This window comes from Mucilaginibacter sp. cycad4 (assembly GCF_034263275.1).
In the GTDB taxonomy this organism is placed as follows: Bacteria; Bacteroidota; Bacteroidia; order Sphingobacteriales; family Sphingobacteriaceae; genus Mucilaginibacter.
Genome location: NZ_CP139559.1, coordinates 3,026,937 through 3,041,856, shown reverse-complemented (window position 1 = coordinate 3,041,856; position 14,920 = coordinate 3,026,937). Strand labels below are relative to the sequence as shown.

Annotated in this window: 19 protein-coding genes; 9 read left to right on the top strand and 10 right to left on the bottom strand. The window is 40.5% G+C overall.

The window, feature by feature from the left end:
- Positions 1–109 precede the first annotated feature (109 nt).
- Both iscU and SNE26_RS12225 read right to left on the bottom strand, forming a co-directional pair.
- Entirely contained in the window at positions 110–523 is a 414-nt protein-coding gene (gene iscU, locus SNE26_RS12230) for a Fe-S cluster assembly scaffold IscU (RefSeq protein WP_076378185.1), read from the bottom strand.
- 123 nt (positions 524–646) lie between these two features.
- Positions 647–1,858 carry an IscS subfamily cysteine desulfurase gene (locus SNE26_RS12225; protein WP_321559639.1) on the bottom strand — a complete coding sequence of 404 codons (1,212 nt, stop codon included), beginning with the start codon at positions 1,856–1,858 and terminating at the stop codon, positions 647–649.
- A gap of 111 nt (positions 1,859–1,969) precedes the next feature.
- Here SNE26_RS12225 and mce point away from each other — a divergent pair, with 111 nt between their 5' ends.
- From mce to prmA, 6 genes are all read left to right on the top strand, one after another.
- A complete protein-coding gene (gene mce, locus SNE26_RS12220) occupies positions 1,970–2,374 on the top strand; it encodes a methylmalonyl-CoA epimerase (protein WP_321559638.1) in 405 nt (134 codons plus the stop codon).
- Positions 2,375–2,585: 211 nt separating this feature from the next.
- Positions 2,586–2,834, top strand: coding sequence for a type B 50S ribosomal protein L31 (locus SNE26_RS12215; RefSeq protein ID WP_090524811.1), 249 nt, complete (start codon positions 2,586–2,588; stop codon positions 2,832–2,834).
- A 64-nt stretch (positions 2,835–2,898) separates the two neighbouring features.
- On the top strand, positions 2,899–4,083 hold the full coding sequence (locus tag SNE26_RS12210) for a GlmU family protein (RefSeq protein ID WP_321559637.1): 1,185 nt from the start codon (positions 2,899–2,901) through the stop codon (positions 4,081–4,083).
- A 122-nt stretch (positions 4,084–4,205) separates the two neighbouring features.
- Positions 4,206–4,970 carry a triose-phosphate isomerase gene (gene tpiA, locus SNE26_RS12205; protein ID WP_321559636.1) on the top strand — a complete coding sequence of 255 codons (765 nt, stop codon included), beginning with the start codon at positions 4,206–4,208 and terminating at the stop codon, positions 4,968–4,970.
- A gap of 250 nt (positions 4,971–5,220) precedes the next feature.
- Positions 5,221–5,691, top strand: coding sequence for a hypothetical protein (locus SNE26_RS12200; protein WP_321559635.1), 471 nt, complete (start codon positions 5,221–5,223; stop codon positions 5,689–5,691).
- 50 nt (positions 5,692–5,741) lie between these two features.
- Positions 5,742–6,578, top strand: coding sequence for a 50S ribosomal protein L11 methyltransferase (prmA, locus tag SNE26_RS12195; protein WP_321559634.1), 837 nt, complete (start codon positions 5,742–5,744; stop codon positions 6,576–6,578).
- Between the two features lie 128 nt (positions 6,579–6,706).
- On the opposite strand, the gene SNE26_RS12190 is transcribed toward prmA, so the two are convergent.
- Together SNE26_RS12190 and SNE26_RS12185 are read right to left on the bottom strand one after the other, a co-directional pair.
- Positions 6,707–7,348 (bottom strand): NAD(P)-dependent oxidoreductase, encoded by a 642-nt coding sequence (locus tag SNE26_RS12190; RefSeq protein WP_321559633.1) that lies wholly within the window; start codon positions 7,346–7,348, stop codon positions 6,707–6,709.
- A 54-nt stretch (positions 7,349–7,402) separates the two neighbouring features.
- On the bottom strand, positions 7,403–7,810 hold the full coding sequence (locus tag SNE26_RS12185) for an Rrf2 family transcriptional regulator (RefSeq protein ID WP_321559632.1): 408 nt from the start codon (positions 7,808–7,810) through the stop codon (positions 7,403–7,405).
- Positions 7,811–8,120: 310 nt separating this feature from the next.
- On the opposite strand from SNE26_RS12185, the gene SNE26_RS12180 reads away from it, so the two are divergent.
- Positions 8,121–8,462 (top strand): helix-turn-helix domain-containing protein, encoded by a 342-nt coding sequence (locus SNE26_RS12180; protein ID WP_090524822.1) that lies wholly within the window; start codon positions 8,121–8,123, stop codon positions 8,460–8,462.
- A 24-nt stretch (positions 8,463–8,486) separates the two neighbouring features.
- Here the strand turns inward: SNE26_RS12180 and SNE26_RS12175 are convergent, their stop codons facing one another.
- From SNE26_RS12175 to SNE26_RS12150, 6 genes are all read right to left on the bottom strand, one after another.
- Entirely contained in the window at positions 8,487–9,608 is a 1,122-nt protein-coding gene (locus SNE26_RS12175; protein WP_321559631.1) for a GNAT family N-acetyltransferase, read from the bottom strand.
- Positions 9,609–9,692: 84 nt separating this feature from the next.
- Positions 9,693–9,884 (bottom strand): hypothetical protein, encoded by a 192-nt coding sequence (locus tag SNE26_RS12170; protein ID WP_121227236.1) that lies wholly within the window; start codon positions 9,882–9,884, stop codon positions 9,693–9,695.
- 140 nt (positions 9,885–10,024) lie between these two features.
- Positions 10,025–10,576 carry an SMC-Scp complex subunit ScpB gene (scpB, locus tag SNE26_RS12165; RefSeq protein WP_321559630.1) on the bottom strand — a complete coding sequence of 184 codons (552 nt, stop codon included), beginning with the start codon at positions 10,574–10,576 and terminating at the stop codon, positions 10,025–10,027.
- 114 nt (positions 10,577–10,690) lie between these two features.
- The gene (gene mqnC / locus SNE26_RS12160; protein ID WP_321559629.1) at positions 10,691–11,815 is read right to left on the bottom strand and encodes a cyclic dehypoxanthinyl futalosine synthase; all 1,125 of its coding nucleotides are present in this window, start codon (positions 11,813–11,815) and stop codon (positions 10,691–10,693) included.
- Positions 11,816–11,939: 124 nt separating this feature from the next.
- Positions 11,940–13,442, bottom strand: a complete 1,503-nt coding sequence (locus SNE26_RS12155; protein ID WP_321559628.1) for an ATP-binding cassette domain-containing protein — start codon at positions 13,440–13,442, stop codon at positions 11,940–11,942.
- Positions 13,443–13,540: 98 nt separating this feature from the next.
- Entirely contained in the window at positions 13,541–13,765 is a 225-nt protein-coding gene (locus tag SNE26_RS12150; protein WP_321559627.1) for a hypothetical protein, read from the bottom strand.
- A gap of 399 nt (positions 13,766–14,164) precedes the next feature.
- Here SNE26_RS12150 and SNE26_RS12145 point away from each other — a divergent pair, with 399 nt between their 5' ends.
- The gene (locus SNE26_RS12145) at positions 14,165–14,332 is read left to right on the top strand and encodes a hypothetical protein (protein WP_321559626.1); all 168 of its coding nucleotides are present in this window, start codon (positions 14,165–14,167) and stop codon (positions 14,330–14,332) included.
- An 83-nt stretch (positions 14,333–14,415) separates the two neighbouring features.
- Positions 14,416–14,871 (top strand): PA2169 family four-helix-bundle protein, encoded by a 456-nt coding sequence (locus SNE26_RS12140; RefSeq protein ID WP_321559625.1) that lies wholly within the window; start codon positions 14,416–14,418, stop codon positions 14,869–14,871.
- Positions 14,872–14,920 lie beyond the last annotated feature (49 nt).

Here is a 14,920-nt window from a genome sequence, read left to right as displayed (position 1 = left end):
TTAGATTCAAGAGTCAAGATTTTTCACTCGTCTCTCGTACGCCAATTACTAAAAATTAAGATACAGGGAAAAAGTCTTGTTTTCTTGCCTCCTGCATCTTAAAGTCTTTTTAGTGGTGTACTTTTTCGCTTTCAATTGGCGCTAAGCCGTTTTTAACGCGGAAATCATTGATCGCTGCTTTGATAGCGTCTTCTGCTAATACCGAGCAGTGAATTTTTACCGGTGGAAGGGCAAGCTCTTCAACGATGTCCATGTTATCTATTTTCATAGCGTCGTCAATGCTTTTGCCTTTAAGCCACTCAGTAGCCAATGATGAAGAAGCGATTGCCGAACCGCAACCGAAAGTTTTGAATTTTGCATCGGTGATAACATTGTTATCATCAACCTGGATCTGCAGGCGCATTACGTCGCCGCATTCAGGTGCACCAACTAAGCCTGTACCTACTTTGTGGCTGCTTTTATCCAAAGTGCCCACATTGCGGGGGTTAGTGTAGTGATCGATTACTTTATCTGAATATGCCATTGTTCTTTTAATTATTGAATTAGTGAGTTAGTGAATTATTGAATAATTTAAACTCGTAATATTTATTTTTTTAGTATCTGAAATGAAAAATCCGAAATCGAACCTTCCAAATCCGAAATCAAATTAATGTTCTGCCCACTCAATTGAGTTAAGGTCGATACCTTCTTTAAACATTTCCCATAGTGGTGAAAGCTCGCGCAGGTGGGTAACCGCTTTTTTGGTTACTTCAACGGCGTAATCAACTTCTTCTTCGGTAGTGAAACGGCCCAGGCCAAAACGGATAGAAGAGTGTGCCAAATCATCAGACAGGCCTAAGCTTTTCAATACGTATGATGGCTCCAATGAAGCGGAAGTACAAGCCGAACCTGATGATACGGCCAGATCTTTCATAGCCATCATCAAGCCTTCGCCTTCAACGTATTTGAACGAAATGTTGGCCACATGCGGTAAGCGGTGTTCAACGTTACCATTTACATAGCTTTCTTCCAATACTGTTAAGGCCGATTGCAATTTATCGCGTAAAGCTGAAAGGCGTTTTGCTTCACTTTCCATTTCCTGGCCGCAAAGCTCACAAGCTTTACCCAAACCAACAATACCCGGTACGTTAAGGGTGCCTGAACGCATACCACGCTCGTGACCGCCACCGTCCATCTGGGCAGTAACTTTAACCCTTGGTCCTTTACGGCGTACGTATAAAGCACCAACGCCTTTAGGGCCGTATATTTTGTGAGCTGATAAAGCTAACAAGTCAATACCATCAGCGTTAACGTCAACAGGGATCTTACCAACTGCCTGTACCGCATCGGTCATAAATAATGCACCATGTTTGTGGGCAATAGCCGAAATTTCTTTAATTGGCTGAATAACGCCTATCTCGTTATTGCCATACATGATAGATACCAGGATAGTTTCTGGGGTCATTGCTGCTTCAAGTTCAGCAAGGTCAACAAGACCGTCTTCTTTAACCGGTAAATAAGTTACTTTACCGCCCAGTTTTTCTACATGTTTACAGGCGTCAAGCACAGCTTTATGCTCAGTAACGGCAGTTATGATGTGGTTACCTTTGTCTTTGTACATTTCAAACACCCCTTTAATAGCAAGGTTATCTGATTCTGTAGCACCAGAGGTAAAGATGATCTCTTTTTCAGATGCGCCTATCAATTTGGCAACCTGTTCGCGTGCGTAATCAACCGCCTCCTCTGCAACCCAGCCAAACGCATGGTTACGGCTCGCCGCATTACCAAATTTTTCGTTAAAATATGGTAACATAGCCTCCAGTACCCGTGGGTCCATCGGTGTAGTTGCATTGTTATCTAAATAAATTGGGATATTCATAGTCCTTTTTGAAATATATTAACAAAACAAAGATACGCAAGTTTTTATTGAAATTCAGCTAAAATACTTCGCAAATAACCAAAGCTGACCAATAATTTACAATATTTGGACATGAACAAAGTGGAGCACATTGGCATAGCAGTTAACAGTGTTAAATTAGCAGGGGAAATCTACTCCAAATTGCTGAATACACCTGTATATAAAATCGAAACTGTAGAGAGCGAACATGTGGTTACGGCTTTTCTGCAAAGCGGGCCAAATAAAATTGAATTGCTCGAGGCGCTGAATGATGATAGCGCTATAGCTAAGTTTATAGCAAAAAAAGGCGAGGGGATTCATCATATAGCTTTTGAGGTGGATGATATTGAAGCTGAAATGAAACGCCTTAAAAACGAAGACTTTGTTTTATTAAATGATGAACCTAAGCAAGGGGCAGATAATAAACTGGTTTGCTTCGTACATCCAAAGAGCGCTAATGGCGTTTTGATAGAACTTTGCCAGGAAGTTAGAGATTAAAGATTAGAAAGCAGAGATTAGTTAAGTTATTTTTATTCTAACACATTTATAGTCAATTCCTTCAACTGCTGTTTTTACCCGGCTATAAACCATGAACTATCATCCATGAACAATAATAAACTATTTTTAATTTGCTTTTCCAGTTTTCACTTTTATTATTACATTTGCACCTCTTTTAAGTAAAGTACAGAAGGTAAGTTTATATAATATAATGAAAAAAGATCTGCATCCATCAAACTATAGGTTAGTTGTATTTAAAGATATGTCAAACGACTATTCTTTTATCACTAAATCTTGCATCGATACCCGCGAAACCGTTAAATGGGAAGATGGTAACGAATATCCATTGGTTAAATTAGAGATTTCTCACACTTCGCACCCTTTCTACACCGGTAAAATGAAACTGGTTGATACTGCAGGTCGTATTGACAAATTCCGCTCACGTTACAACAAAAAGTAATTTTTGTTCAATTAATATTTACAAGTCCCGGCTTTGCAGTCGGGACTTTTTTTATTTTTGCGCCATGGCAATTATCCTTTTTGACGATAACGCACACCATTCGCTGCTGCCCCTTACGTATACCCGGCCAGTTGCCGATCTTCGTATCGGGATACTCACCATTGCCGAAAAATGGGCGAAGCATTTAAACAGCGCTTATTCCTTTCATACGCTTGACTACTTAAAAGTAAAGTTCCCGATAAATATTGAGGCCGATAACGTTTTTATCAATGGGGCTGTATGTCCTGACGAAAACCTGGTTGAAGCAATTGACAAATTGCAAACCGGGCAGGCGTTAAAGTATAATGACCAGTTGGTTGCTGTTAAGCTTAATGCCACGGATGCCGAAAGTTTTGATGCAGGCGCTGATTTTGGCGATGTGGTAAACTACCCCAACCTTTTTGTATCGATCAAATACCCGGAAGATATTTTCAGGAAGAATGACATTGAGCTTCGTAAAGATTTTCAGTTGCTTACTAAGGGGCGGACAAGCGCAGCGATTAGTTCGACCAACGTTATTATAGGTGATGATTTTTTTGCTGAAGAAGGTGCTGTTGCCGAATGTTCAACATTTAACACTACCAACGGTCCTATCTACCTTTCGGCTAATACCGAAGTTTGGGAAGGTACCCATATCCGCGGGCCATTTGCTATTTGCGAACATTCGCAGGTAAAAATGGGGACTAAGATTTATGGCGCTACCACCATTGGGCCATATTGCCGGGTTGGCGGCGAGATAAACAATTCGGTGATCTGGGGATATTCGTCAAAAGGTCACGAAGGTTACCTTGGTAACTCGGTATTGGGCGAATGGTGCAATATAGGTGCCGATACCAATAACTCGAACCTAAAGAATAACTATGCCGAAGTAAAACTTTGGGATTACAGTACACAGCGTTTCCGTAAAACGGGCCTTCAATTCTGTGGTCTCATTATGGCCGACCATGCTAAAAGCGGGATTAATACCATGTTTAATACCGGTACGGTAGTGGGGGTAGGCGCCAACGTTTTTGGAGCAGGTTTTCCGCGTAACTTTGTGCCCGACTTTTCATGGGGAGGCGCGCAGGGCTTTGAAGTTTATTTGATCAATAAAATGTTTGAAACTGCGCAGAAAGTATTCGACCGCCGCGATCACCGGGATTTTGACGAAACCGAACAAAATATATTAACATCCATATTTGAACTAACCGAGGAGTATCGCCGGTTTTGACTTTAGGTGAGTAGTTGATTGGCTTAATTAGGTGAGTGGTTAATATCACCATTTAATTGAACACGCAAACTACTCTCTTAATCAACCATTCAAAATAGAATAAAACAACTAAAAATAAAATCATGAGAAAGAAAATCGTTGCCGGAAACTGGAAAATGAACCTTGATTACAATGAAGGTTTAGCTTTATTTTCAGAGATCATCAACATGGTGAAAGATGAGATAACCGGCACGCAGGAAGCAGTGATCTGTAGTCCGTTCATCCACATTCATAGCCTGGTGCAATTGTCAAAAGGTTACAGCAAAATTGCTGTTGGTGCACAAAATGCCCACCAGGAAGAAAAAGGCGCTTACACAGGTGAGATCTCTGCTAAGATGATCAAATCGACTGGTGCGGCCTATGTGATCCTTGGCCACTCAGAGCGCCGCCAGTATTTTGGCGAAACCAATGCGCTGCTTGCCAAGAAAACTGATACCGCTTTAAAAAATGATCTTCGCCCTATCTTTTGCATCGGCGAAACCCTGCAGGAGCGTGAAGCCAATACACATTTTGATGTAATCAAAACGCAACTGGTAGAAGGTATCTTCCACCTCGACGCAGAACAGTTTGCAAAGCTGGTTATTGCCTATGAGCCTGTTTGGGCTATCGGTACCGGTGTAACTGCTTCATCTGCACAGGCACAGGAAATTCATGAGTTTATCCGCAAAGAAATTGCCGTTAAATACAGCCAGGAAGTTGCTGATGCTACTACCATTTTATATGGCGGCAGTTGCAACCCAACTAATGCTGCAGAATTGTTTGCCCAGGCAGATATTGACGGCGGCCTTATTGGCGGTGCTTCCCTGAAATCGCGCGATTTTACGGATATCGTTAAAACATTTAATTAATTTTAGATGTGAGATTTTAGATATGAGATCTGAGACAATGTTCAAACTTAATTTCAAACAGAAAGAAGGTTTGTGCTGTTTATGAAAAATAAACTCTCAACTCTCATATCTCAGGTCTCAAATTAATAAGATATGAGACGTGAGATTTGAGACAGTCTCGGGCTTAATTCCAAACATAATGAGCGTATGTGATGTTTATTGAAAAAATAAAATCTCATATCTCAAATCTCATGTCTCAAATCTAAAAAGCATGAAGCTTTTAAAAGTTCTTTTACCGGTTTTGATCGACTTTGGCGTATTTTGGACAGTTGTGTATTTCAATATGCCCGATCACCCTATGCGCATTGGCGAAATTGGTAATGGTAACCTGTATAGCCTCATGGCCTACTTCAGCCTTTTTTGGGCCTTATTGCTTGCAGATGGAATCCTCACCCAGTACCTGATCATTATACCACTTTGGAATTGGGTTAAACATAAAGGAGCGAGGGCTCGCTTTATTGCCGGCGTTTGCATCGCCATGGTTTGCATATTATTTGCAGGAGCTCTTAGCTACATTATATGGCTGCCCGAAGAAGGTTATAGCCCTTTGTTAAGCTTTTGGTGGTATATGACCGAAATACAGGCTGTTTACTGGATGGTTAACTTTGTTGTACTGTATTTGCTTGACAGGAAACGAACAAATACAGAGAGCGAGCAGATTGAAGTTGAAGTTGCCGGTTAAAACCCCAGTTGGCGGGATATCCGTTGAAAGTTAATGACGAAAAAATCAAAATGAACTATTACGAACTGTTTTTTACTACCATCACTACCGAAGATTATCAGCAGGACCTGCTGATAAATGCTTTGGGCGAGATAGGTTTTGATACTTTTGAAGAGCTTGAGCTTGGTTTTAAAGCTTATATTCCCGAAGATGTTTTTGACCAGCAGGCGCTTGATGAGCAATTATTACCCTATAAAGATCTGTTCACGTTTAGTTATGAGGTAACACTTATCCCGCAAAAAAACTGGAACGAGGTATGGGAAAGCAATTTTGAACCGATAGAAATAGGGAACAAGATTTATGTACGGGCAACTTTTCATGATCCTAAACCCGAGTTTCAATATGAGATAGTAATTGATCCCAAAATGGCATTTGGTACCGGGCACCATCAAACCACGGCCATGATGTTAGGCCTCATGCTGGAGAATGAATTTGCAGGTAAAAAGGTATTGGATATGGGTTGCGGTACGGGGATCCTGGCCATTATGGCTGCCAAATTAGGTGCCGGTGATATAACAGCCATTGATTACGACCCGGTTTGCTACGAAAGTACCATCGAAAATTCGGCTTTGAATAATGCAGACAGTATCAAACCGCTTTGTGGTTCAAAAGAGGTTATCCCTGATGAGCAATATGATACCATCCTGGCCAACATCAACCGCAACATCCTTATCGACCAGATGCAGCGTTATGCCGAAGTATTAAAAACTGATGGTGAGATCTACTTCAGCGGTTTTTATGAATCACCTGATCTGGATATCATTACCGACGAAGCACGGAAGTATGGTTTGAAATATATTACCCATAAAAAAGATAAAGAATGGGTAGCTGCTAAGTTCATAAAGTAAACCTTGATTTTTAGGATTTTAGGATGACATGATGAAAGGAAACTTACGAAGTTTTTAAAACTTCGTAAGTTTTGACAGGTCTCGCCCAACTCATGGTAATCCTGTAATCCCAAAAATCATGGTTCTGACTAATACCCCACAGTAAACCTTCTCTTCACAAACTGGTTGTTTTCCAGCTCATCCAGTATGGCAACCGCTAAGTCTTCTACAGAAATTTCGTGTTCGTGCTTGTCGTTAAATACAGGTTCATCTGTGCCGGTGCGGTATACGCCTGTGCGGGTGCCGGGATGCAGGTGTATGGCAGGGCTCAGGAAGGTCCAGTCTAACCCTTCTTCTTTTTTAATGATATTCAGATAGTCGCGGGCTGCCGTAGCGCCGGTTTTCCACTCGGCAGGGAATTGAGGGCTGTCAACCAGTTGTACTCCTGGAGCAATATAAAGGCTTCCAGCGCCGCCAACAACTAATAAACGTTTTACACCGGCCTGTTTAGTTGCCTGTTGTATTGCTTCAGAACCTTTTATAAAATCATTATATAAGTTGGGGTTTGCCCAGCCTGCATTGAATGAGTTTACTACAGCGTCATGGCCTTTCAATGCTTCGGTTAACTCATCCACATTATATACGTCGGCAGTTTTGAGTGTTAATTTGGAATTTTCAATATCAGTTTTCGGGTTGCGGGCTATGGCGGTTACTTCGTATCCGCGTTGTAATGCTTCGTTTAAAACGGCTTTGCCTACAAAGCCTGTGGCTCCAATTAATGCGATTTTCATTTTTTTTAGTTTTTATATTGTAATTAAATTTGTTACAGTTTGTTTTAAATTTTTTTAATCGAATTGATTTACAAAATCAAAAATGGTTATGGTGCTTAGTTTTTTGATAATGGCTGCTTCAACCTCATCGGCCAAATGATCAAGGTGAGCGCCAATTTGCTTGCCGACAGGGCAGGCAGGGTTGGGCTTATTTTTAGCCTGTCCCAAAGCTGGCGGCAGTTTTACAGCTTTATAAACATCGGCAAGGGTTATTTTTTGCGGAGGGAGGGCAAGGCTATAACCGCCGGTTTTACCTTCCTTGCTTTCAATAAGGCCGCAGGCGCGTAATTTGCGCATTTCTTTACGTACCAGCACGGGGTTCACATTCATGCTGCCGGCTACATAATCAGACGATAACAGCTCGCCCGGTTGCTTGCAAAGCAGGGTTAATACATGGGTCGCTATTTGAAATTGTCCGTTCATTTAATCTGTAATAAAAAATATTACAGTACAAAAATGAAATATAAATTTTAAAAAGAAGAATTTTTTACGCTTTTTTGCGCACTAAATTACAATGGGATGAAAATCCGGGCCTAAATTACTCGAAAAAATACCCTGTAGTAGGTATGTTTTAGGATGATTTATTTGCTTTAATTTAATGGATTTGCCAATCGCAACAATTAACTACACTTCTAAATAAAATATTACGCAAATTAGTTGATAATTAGCGTGATAATAAATATTATTGTAAAGTAATTAACTTTTGCGAAACCTACACTATTAATTTAACCACATGAAAACTCTCGGAAAAAAAATCAGATTATTACGTCATCAAAAGGGGTGGAGCCAGGAGGATGTTGCAAAGAGATTAGATATTTCAATTCCTGCTTTCTCAAAGATCGAAACAGGGATCACAGATATAAATTTGTCAAGGCTTGAGCAAATAGCAAATTTGTTTGAAATGTCGGTAGTTCAGTTGCTTACATTTAATGATACCGAACAGGATCAGAAATTTGTTAACGAACTGGAAACTGTTAACAAACGCCTGATGGACCGCGAGACTGAAGTAATTGATTTGCAGAAAAAAGTAATTGAGCTATTTGAAGAACTTCGACATTCAAAAGTAACCGCATAATTTTTGAGGCCCGGTTTGGCCGGGCTAATCAAAAATGTAACGCATTGTTAAATGCCTTTTGCCAAATGTAGCACCAACTGCTTCATGGATGGCTATCATTTTGTCGTTAAAATCGCCCACCCAGGATAGCTCAAGCTCGTCATAACGCTTGAGAGGCAATACGTATTCCTTTAATTTTATAAACATTGCCGACTCCAGGCCGTGCTTTTGGTACTTTTGTTTGGTGCCCATCACAATAGCGCGCATCCGGGACACGCCTTTCCATCGGTAGTATAAAAATTTGAGCTTACCTATCAGGTTAAGTTTGCCGTTAAGCGGTTTAAGCATTTGATTGGCATCGGGTAAAATGATCATGAAGGATGCCGGTTCATCATCAACGTAAGCAAACCAGATCAATTTTTCATCCATCAGGGGCTTCATTTTTTCAAAGCTTTCCATGATGGTGTTATATGTAATTGGAACAAAGTTTTCAAAATCTTTCCATCCATCATTATAAACCTCGATAAAATCGGCTGCAAATTTCTCTATCTTTTTTATTTCAAAATGCCTGAAATCATAACCCGGTTTTTTGGCTACCCAGTTGGCAATTTTTGTAAACCGCTCGGGGAAAGGCTTATGCGCGTCAACGTGGTTGGTAATTTGCGCATATTGGGTTTTAAAGCCATAGTCCTCAAAAAAAGCCTGGTAATATGGATGATTATAGTTCATGCCGTAGGATGGCGGTGTAAAACCTTCAACCAGCAAGCCCCAAAAATTGTCATTTTCGCCAAAGTTTATGGGGCCGTCCATGGCTTTCATGCCGTTTTTTTTGAGCCAGTCTTTTGCGGTATCAAATAACAGAAAAGCGGCCTCTTTGTTATTGATACACTCAAAAAAGCCCATGCCGCCGGTAGGCTGTTCATAATTGTATGCCTTTTTTTCATTTATAAAAGCAGCAACACGGCCAATCAGCCGGCCATTATCATTGGTCAGGATCCAGCGGGTACATTTACCATGTTGATGAAAGTTGTTTTTTGCCGGGTTAAATACAGCTTCAATATCATTATCAAGCGGGCAAACCCAGTTATCATCATCTTTATAAATGGTACGGACCACATCCAAAAACGCCTTTTTTGTTGCTTTGTCCTTTACTTCTGTTACTTTCATTTATTGTAAGCTACCGGTAGATAATAAAAAAAGCATCCAGAGGCATAGTCTGAATGCTTTATGAAATGTTATGTATTAAAAGAATTAATAATCGTCTTCGTCGTCGTCATCGAATGACTCGTAACCCCTGCCCAGATCATCATCTAATGGTCCGTCAAAATCATCATCATCGTCATCAACTGCCTTCTTTTTCACTTTTGGGTCAAACTCATCATCATCAGGATCATTATCTGAGTTTTCGATCTTTTTAGTGTTCGGTTTCTTTGGCGCTCCCATTGTAATGGATTTTATAAATTAAACTTTGTCAATAATAATAATTAAAATCAGATAAAGAAAAGCGTTTTTAAAATCTTTTACCCTATTGATTCAATAGTAAAAATAATGAAAAATGGTTTTTTTTAAAACAGAAATTAAAATTATTCTGATTGCTCGCCAATGGTAGCGGTATTGTTCGTAAAGTCCTTAAGTTGAGGTAATTCCTCAATACTGTTAATGCCAAAATAATCCATAAACAAAGCACTTGTGCCATAAAGGATAGGTTTTCCAAGCCCTTCTGATTTGCCAATTATAGCTATTAGCTCTTTTTCGAGTAATTTTTGGATGGAATAATCGCAGTTAACCCCCCTGATCTGCTCTATATCGGGCTTGGTTACGGGTTGTTTGTAGGCGATAATGGCCAGGGTTTCCAAAGCGGCCTGGCTCAGTTTTTTCTTTGATCGCTGCAGCTGCAAAAGGTTAATAACAGCGTGATATTCCTTTTTAGTAAGGAATTGATAGCCATTGCCAATTTTAACCAGTTCAATAGCTAAACTATGATGCTGATATTTTTCATGGATCCTGCCTATGGCGTCGGTTACTTCTTCAATATTAAAATCGCGCTCAAAAGCCGCCTGGAGGCAATACATGATCTCTTCCAACCGGATTGCCTGCTCAGATGCAAAAATTAGTGCCTCTATGTATTGTTCCATTTTTTTAAGCCTTAAGTCGAAATTCTATAGTTATAAGTTGAAAGCTTAAGTTTTTAAATATGTGGACTTTGAACTTAAGACTACGGCTTCAGACTCAAGACCTCCGACTTAATACTAATAATTAATAACCTGTTCTTCAATTTCAACGGGGATTTCGCGCCACTCGTATCGCTGGGTACGAAGCTGCGGCTCAAAGCCGGCTTCTTTTATCGATTCCTGGATGCCTTTGGCTGTAAACCTGTGTGGTGCACCTGCGGCCGAAACTACGTTTTCTTCAATCATGATGGAACCAAAATCGTTAGCACCGGCATGTAAACAAATTTGAGCAACCTGCTTGCCCACAGTAAGCCAGGAAGCCTGGATGTTTTTAACGTTAGGCAGCATAATGCGACTCAGCGCAATCATGCGGATATATTCGTCGCCGGTAACATTGTTGGTGATACCGCGTACTTTACGTAAAAGGGTACCATCATCCTGGAAAGGCCATGGAATAAATGCTATAAAGCCATAATGGCCCTCAGGTTTTTCGGCCTGTACCTCGCGGATCCAAACCAAATGCTCAAAGCGCTCTTCAATAGTTTCGATATGGCCAAACATCATCGTGGCCGATGTTGGCAGGTTAAGCTGGTGAGCGGCGCGCATTACGTCGAGCCATTCTTTACCGCCGCATTTGCCTTTTGATATCAGGCGGCGTACGCGGTCATTCAGGATCTCGGCACCTGCACCCGGTAACGAATCCAGGCCTGCTTCCTTCATCGCCCTTAATACCTCAATATGCGGCATGCCCTCTAATTTGGAAACGTGCGCAATTTCCGGCGGGCCTAATGAATGCAGTTTTAATTTCGGATAAAGTTGTTTCAGTTCACGAAACAGGTCGGTATAAAACTTCAGTCCCAGATCTGGATGATGCCCGCCCTGTAACAGCAACTGATCACCGCCGTAACGAAACGTTTCTTCGATCTTCTTTTTATAAGTTTCGATATCAGTAATATAACTTTCCTCATGACCCGGGCGGCGAAAGAAATTACAAAACTTGCAATTGGCTATACAAACGTTGGTGGTGTTAACATTACGGTCTATTTGCCAGGTAACCTTACCATGCGGAACCTGTATTTTACGAAGTTCGTTGGCAGTGTACATCAACTCGGCAGTAGAGGCGTTGTTATACAGGTAAACGCCTTCTTCAAGCGTTAAAAAATCAAACCGCAACGCGCGCTGCAACAGATCGGCTGTATTCATATCAGGCAAATATACGCAAGTTGGTAATTTGATTTTAGCGCCTGTTAAATAATTGACAAATAAATGTAGTGGTTAAAACAATAGGTTACTTAAAGCACTTCCTTTTAACCTTTAACCTTTAACCTCAAGAAACCACTTTCCCCTTATCCAACCGCAAAACCTTGTCAACGCTGTTGGGTATTTCGTGCTGATAGTGCGTTACATATATAAGTGCAACATTACCCAGGCTGCAGATGGTATCAACCAGGTTTTTAAAATGCAGTTGCTGATGATCGTCCATTCCCTGGCAGGGTTCATCAAAAATTAATAGCGCCGGGTTTTTGATGAGCGCACGGGCCAGCAGGCAGAGGCGTTGCGCACTTGCCGGGATATTTTTGAGCAGCACACGGGCATACTTTTCAATCTCTAAAGCCTTCATCCATCGCAAAGCAATTTCTGCACGGCCCTTATTACTCGGTCTGAACAGGCCGAGCGTATCATAATACCCGGATTCAATTACCTGTAAACAGCTATTATCGGTGGGGAAGTACTGGTGCAGCTCGGGGGATACGAAGCCGATCTTTTTTTTGATATCCCAGATGCTTTCGCCTGTCCCGCGTTTTTTATCAAATAAAATGATGTTGTTAGCATAAGCCTGCGGGTTATCTCCGTTGATTAAACTTAGCAATGTTGATTTGCCGGCCCCGTTAGGCCCCAGCAAAGCCCAATGCTCTCCGGGATTGATCTGCCAGTTTACATCATCCAGGATCACTTTATCACCATATTGAATACGTACCTTCTCCATTTTTACAATCTGGTTGTAAGCGGCAGGGTTTTTATCGATGTTGAGTAAGGCACTCAATTCACTTTTATCAATCGTATCACTTTTATCCTGCTCAAAAAGTTCTGCCTTAAAATCTTGTTTTGTGCTTTCATGGATAATAGCCCCTTTGCTTAATACGGCAACATGGGTAATGGCTGTTGGGATTTCATGGATGGAGGTAGCTATTATGATGTTAATGCCCGATGCTACGATTTGTTCAATAATGCCGTTAAATTCTTCGCGGGTTTTAACATCCAGGCCGGTTAGGGGGCTGTCGAGCATTAACAGTACCGGATTTTTAAACAGGGCGGCTGCCAGCATCAGGCGTTTGGTTTCACCATTTGATAGTTTGATGATCTGTTTATTAAGCAGTGCTTCGAGCCTTAATAATGAAATTACTCTTTCAAATGGCCAGGATGTATTGATGCCTGAAAATTGATGTACCGTGTTAAGATAGTTCGCAACAGTAAGTGCATCTTCCGAATCGGAAGAATTATAGCGTTGCTGATAGTAGAAATCAGTAGTGTTTGAAAGGTTGCGGAAATGATGTTTAGGCTCAACCAGGGCAATAAGCTTATGTGGTGTGGCAATATCATTGACATTGAAAAGCTGAGCGTAATCATTCCAGAAATGATAGTCTATTTCACCGCCCGTGATATTAAAACGTCCGGCTATGGTTTGTAACAGGGCACTTTTCCCCGATCCGCTTTCGCCGATAAGGGCCCAGCTTTCGCCTTTTTTTATACTAAAGCTTAAGCCGGTAAATAATGTTGTGTTTAAAAAACGTACAGTCGCTTTATTTATTGATAGAAGTGCATTTGTCATAGCTTAACCAGTAGAGTAGCGCGTAAATGTACTCATCTGAGTTAAAGCCATAAAAATTTTTTGCGGATTTATGGAATTTCCTATTCTTCTCCTTTCAATTAAGCGGTACGTTTTAATGTTTCAGTTGTAGCCGGTATTTCATTGGCCTTTTTGTTGAGCTGGTTCCAGGTGGCAAAGTCGATAGTGAGCGCTTTTACAAAATTTTTGCAGCTCTTGTTAGGGCATGTAAGTACCCAATATTTTTTATGCTGTTCAACATGAGGCCTGTTACCGCATTTAATGCAGTTTTCACATTGAATGTTTGGTTGTACCTGTATTATCATAGTTGGTTGGAGATAAATTGTTAATAAATTATTTTATAATAAAACACAACACCTAACTGCGGTCAGCCGGTATAAACATGTAATCTTCAAGAAGTTGTTGGTACGTTAAATTGGTTTATAACTAATTATGTAATGAACGATTAATAGCAGGGTTTGTTTTTATAATTCAGGGATTATTTAGAAATTATTTCGATGATCAGATTCTGTTTTAAAAACGCCAATTTATTTATTACCAGGCGGGCATGATTGTATACATACCTATACAATTAATTAACTTAAATACTCCGCTATCTAAACAGGTTCCGTTAGCTTAGCCTGATGTTAAAAAGGCCTGATTATTGCATTCCTCCTACCATAAATAATGACGGGATAAGCCGATCATTCTATTAAACATTAACCATGAAAAAATCACACCTTTTATTATTCGTTTTTAGCTTATTAACTATGAGCGGATGCTCGGTTATAGGCGATATTTTTAAGGCCGGTGCAGTAACCGGGATTATAGCTGTAATAATTGTTATCGTCATTATTATTTGGTTGATCTCTGTATTTAGAGGTAAAAATTAATTTTCATTTTGAAATAATTTTTATATAATTAATTAAACAATTTAATTTAAAAAGGGTTGATCATTATATAAAAACATCTAATCATGGAAAATACACAAGCAACCGTACAGATTTTAAATGATCTGATACAGATCAACAATGACAGGATTGAGGGTTATCAACGTGCCTCAAAAGATTTGAAAGATGGCGACACCGAACTGAAGTCGCTTTTCACAAGGCTTATTGGCCAAAGCCAGGGTTACAGACTTGCTTTGGGTACAGAGGTTAGTGCTTTTGGAAAGGATATTGAAACAGGTACAACCACCAGCGGTAAAATACACAGGGCCTGGCTTGATGTCAAAGCTGCGTTTACCGGGCATGATACCCATAATGTATTAGAGGAATGCGAATTTGGTGAAGATGCTATTTTAAAAGCATACCGTACCGCGCTTGAAGACGAAAATTTACCGGCCTACCTGCGCGAAACGATCAGTCAGCAGGAAAGTGAGCTGCTTGATGCTCATGACGAAATCAAAGCCCTGCGTGATATTGTTCACTAAATACTTATTATTCAATTACCATTATAGGGGCAGTTTTATAACTGCTCCT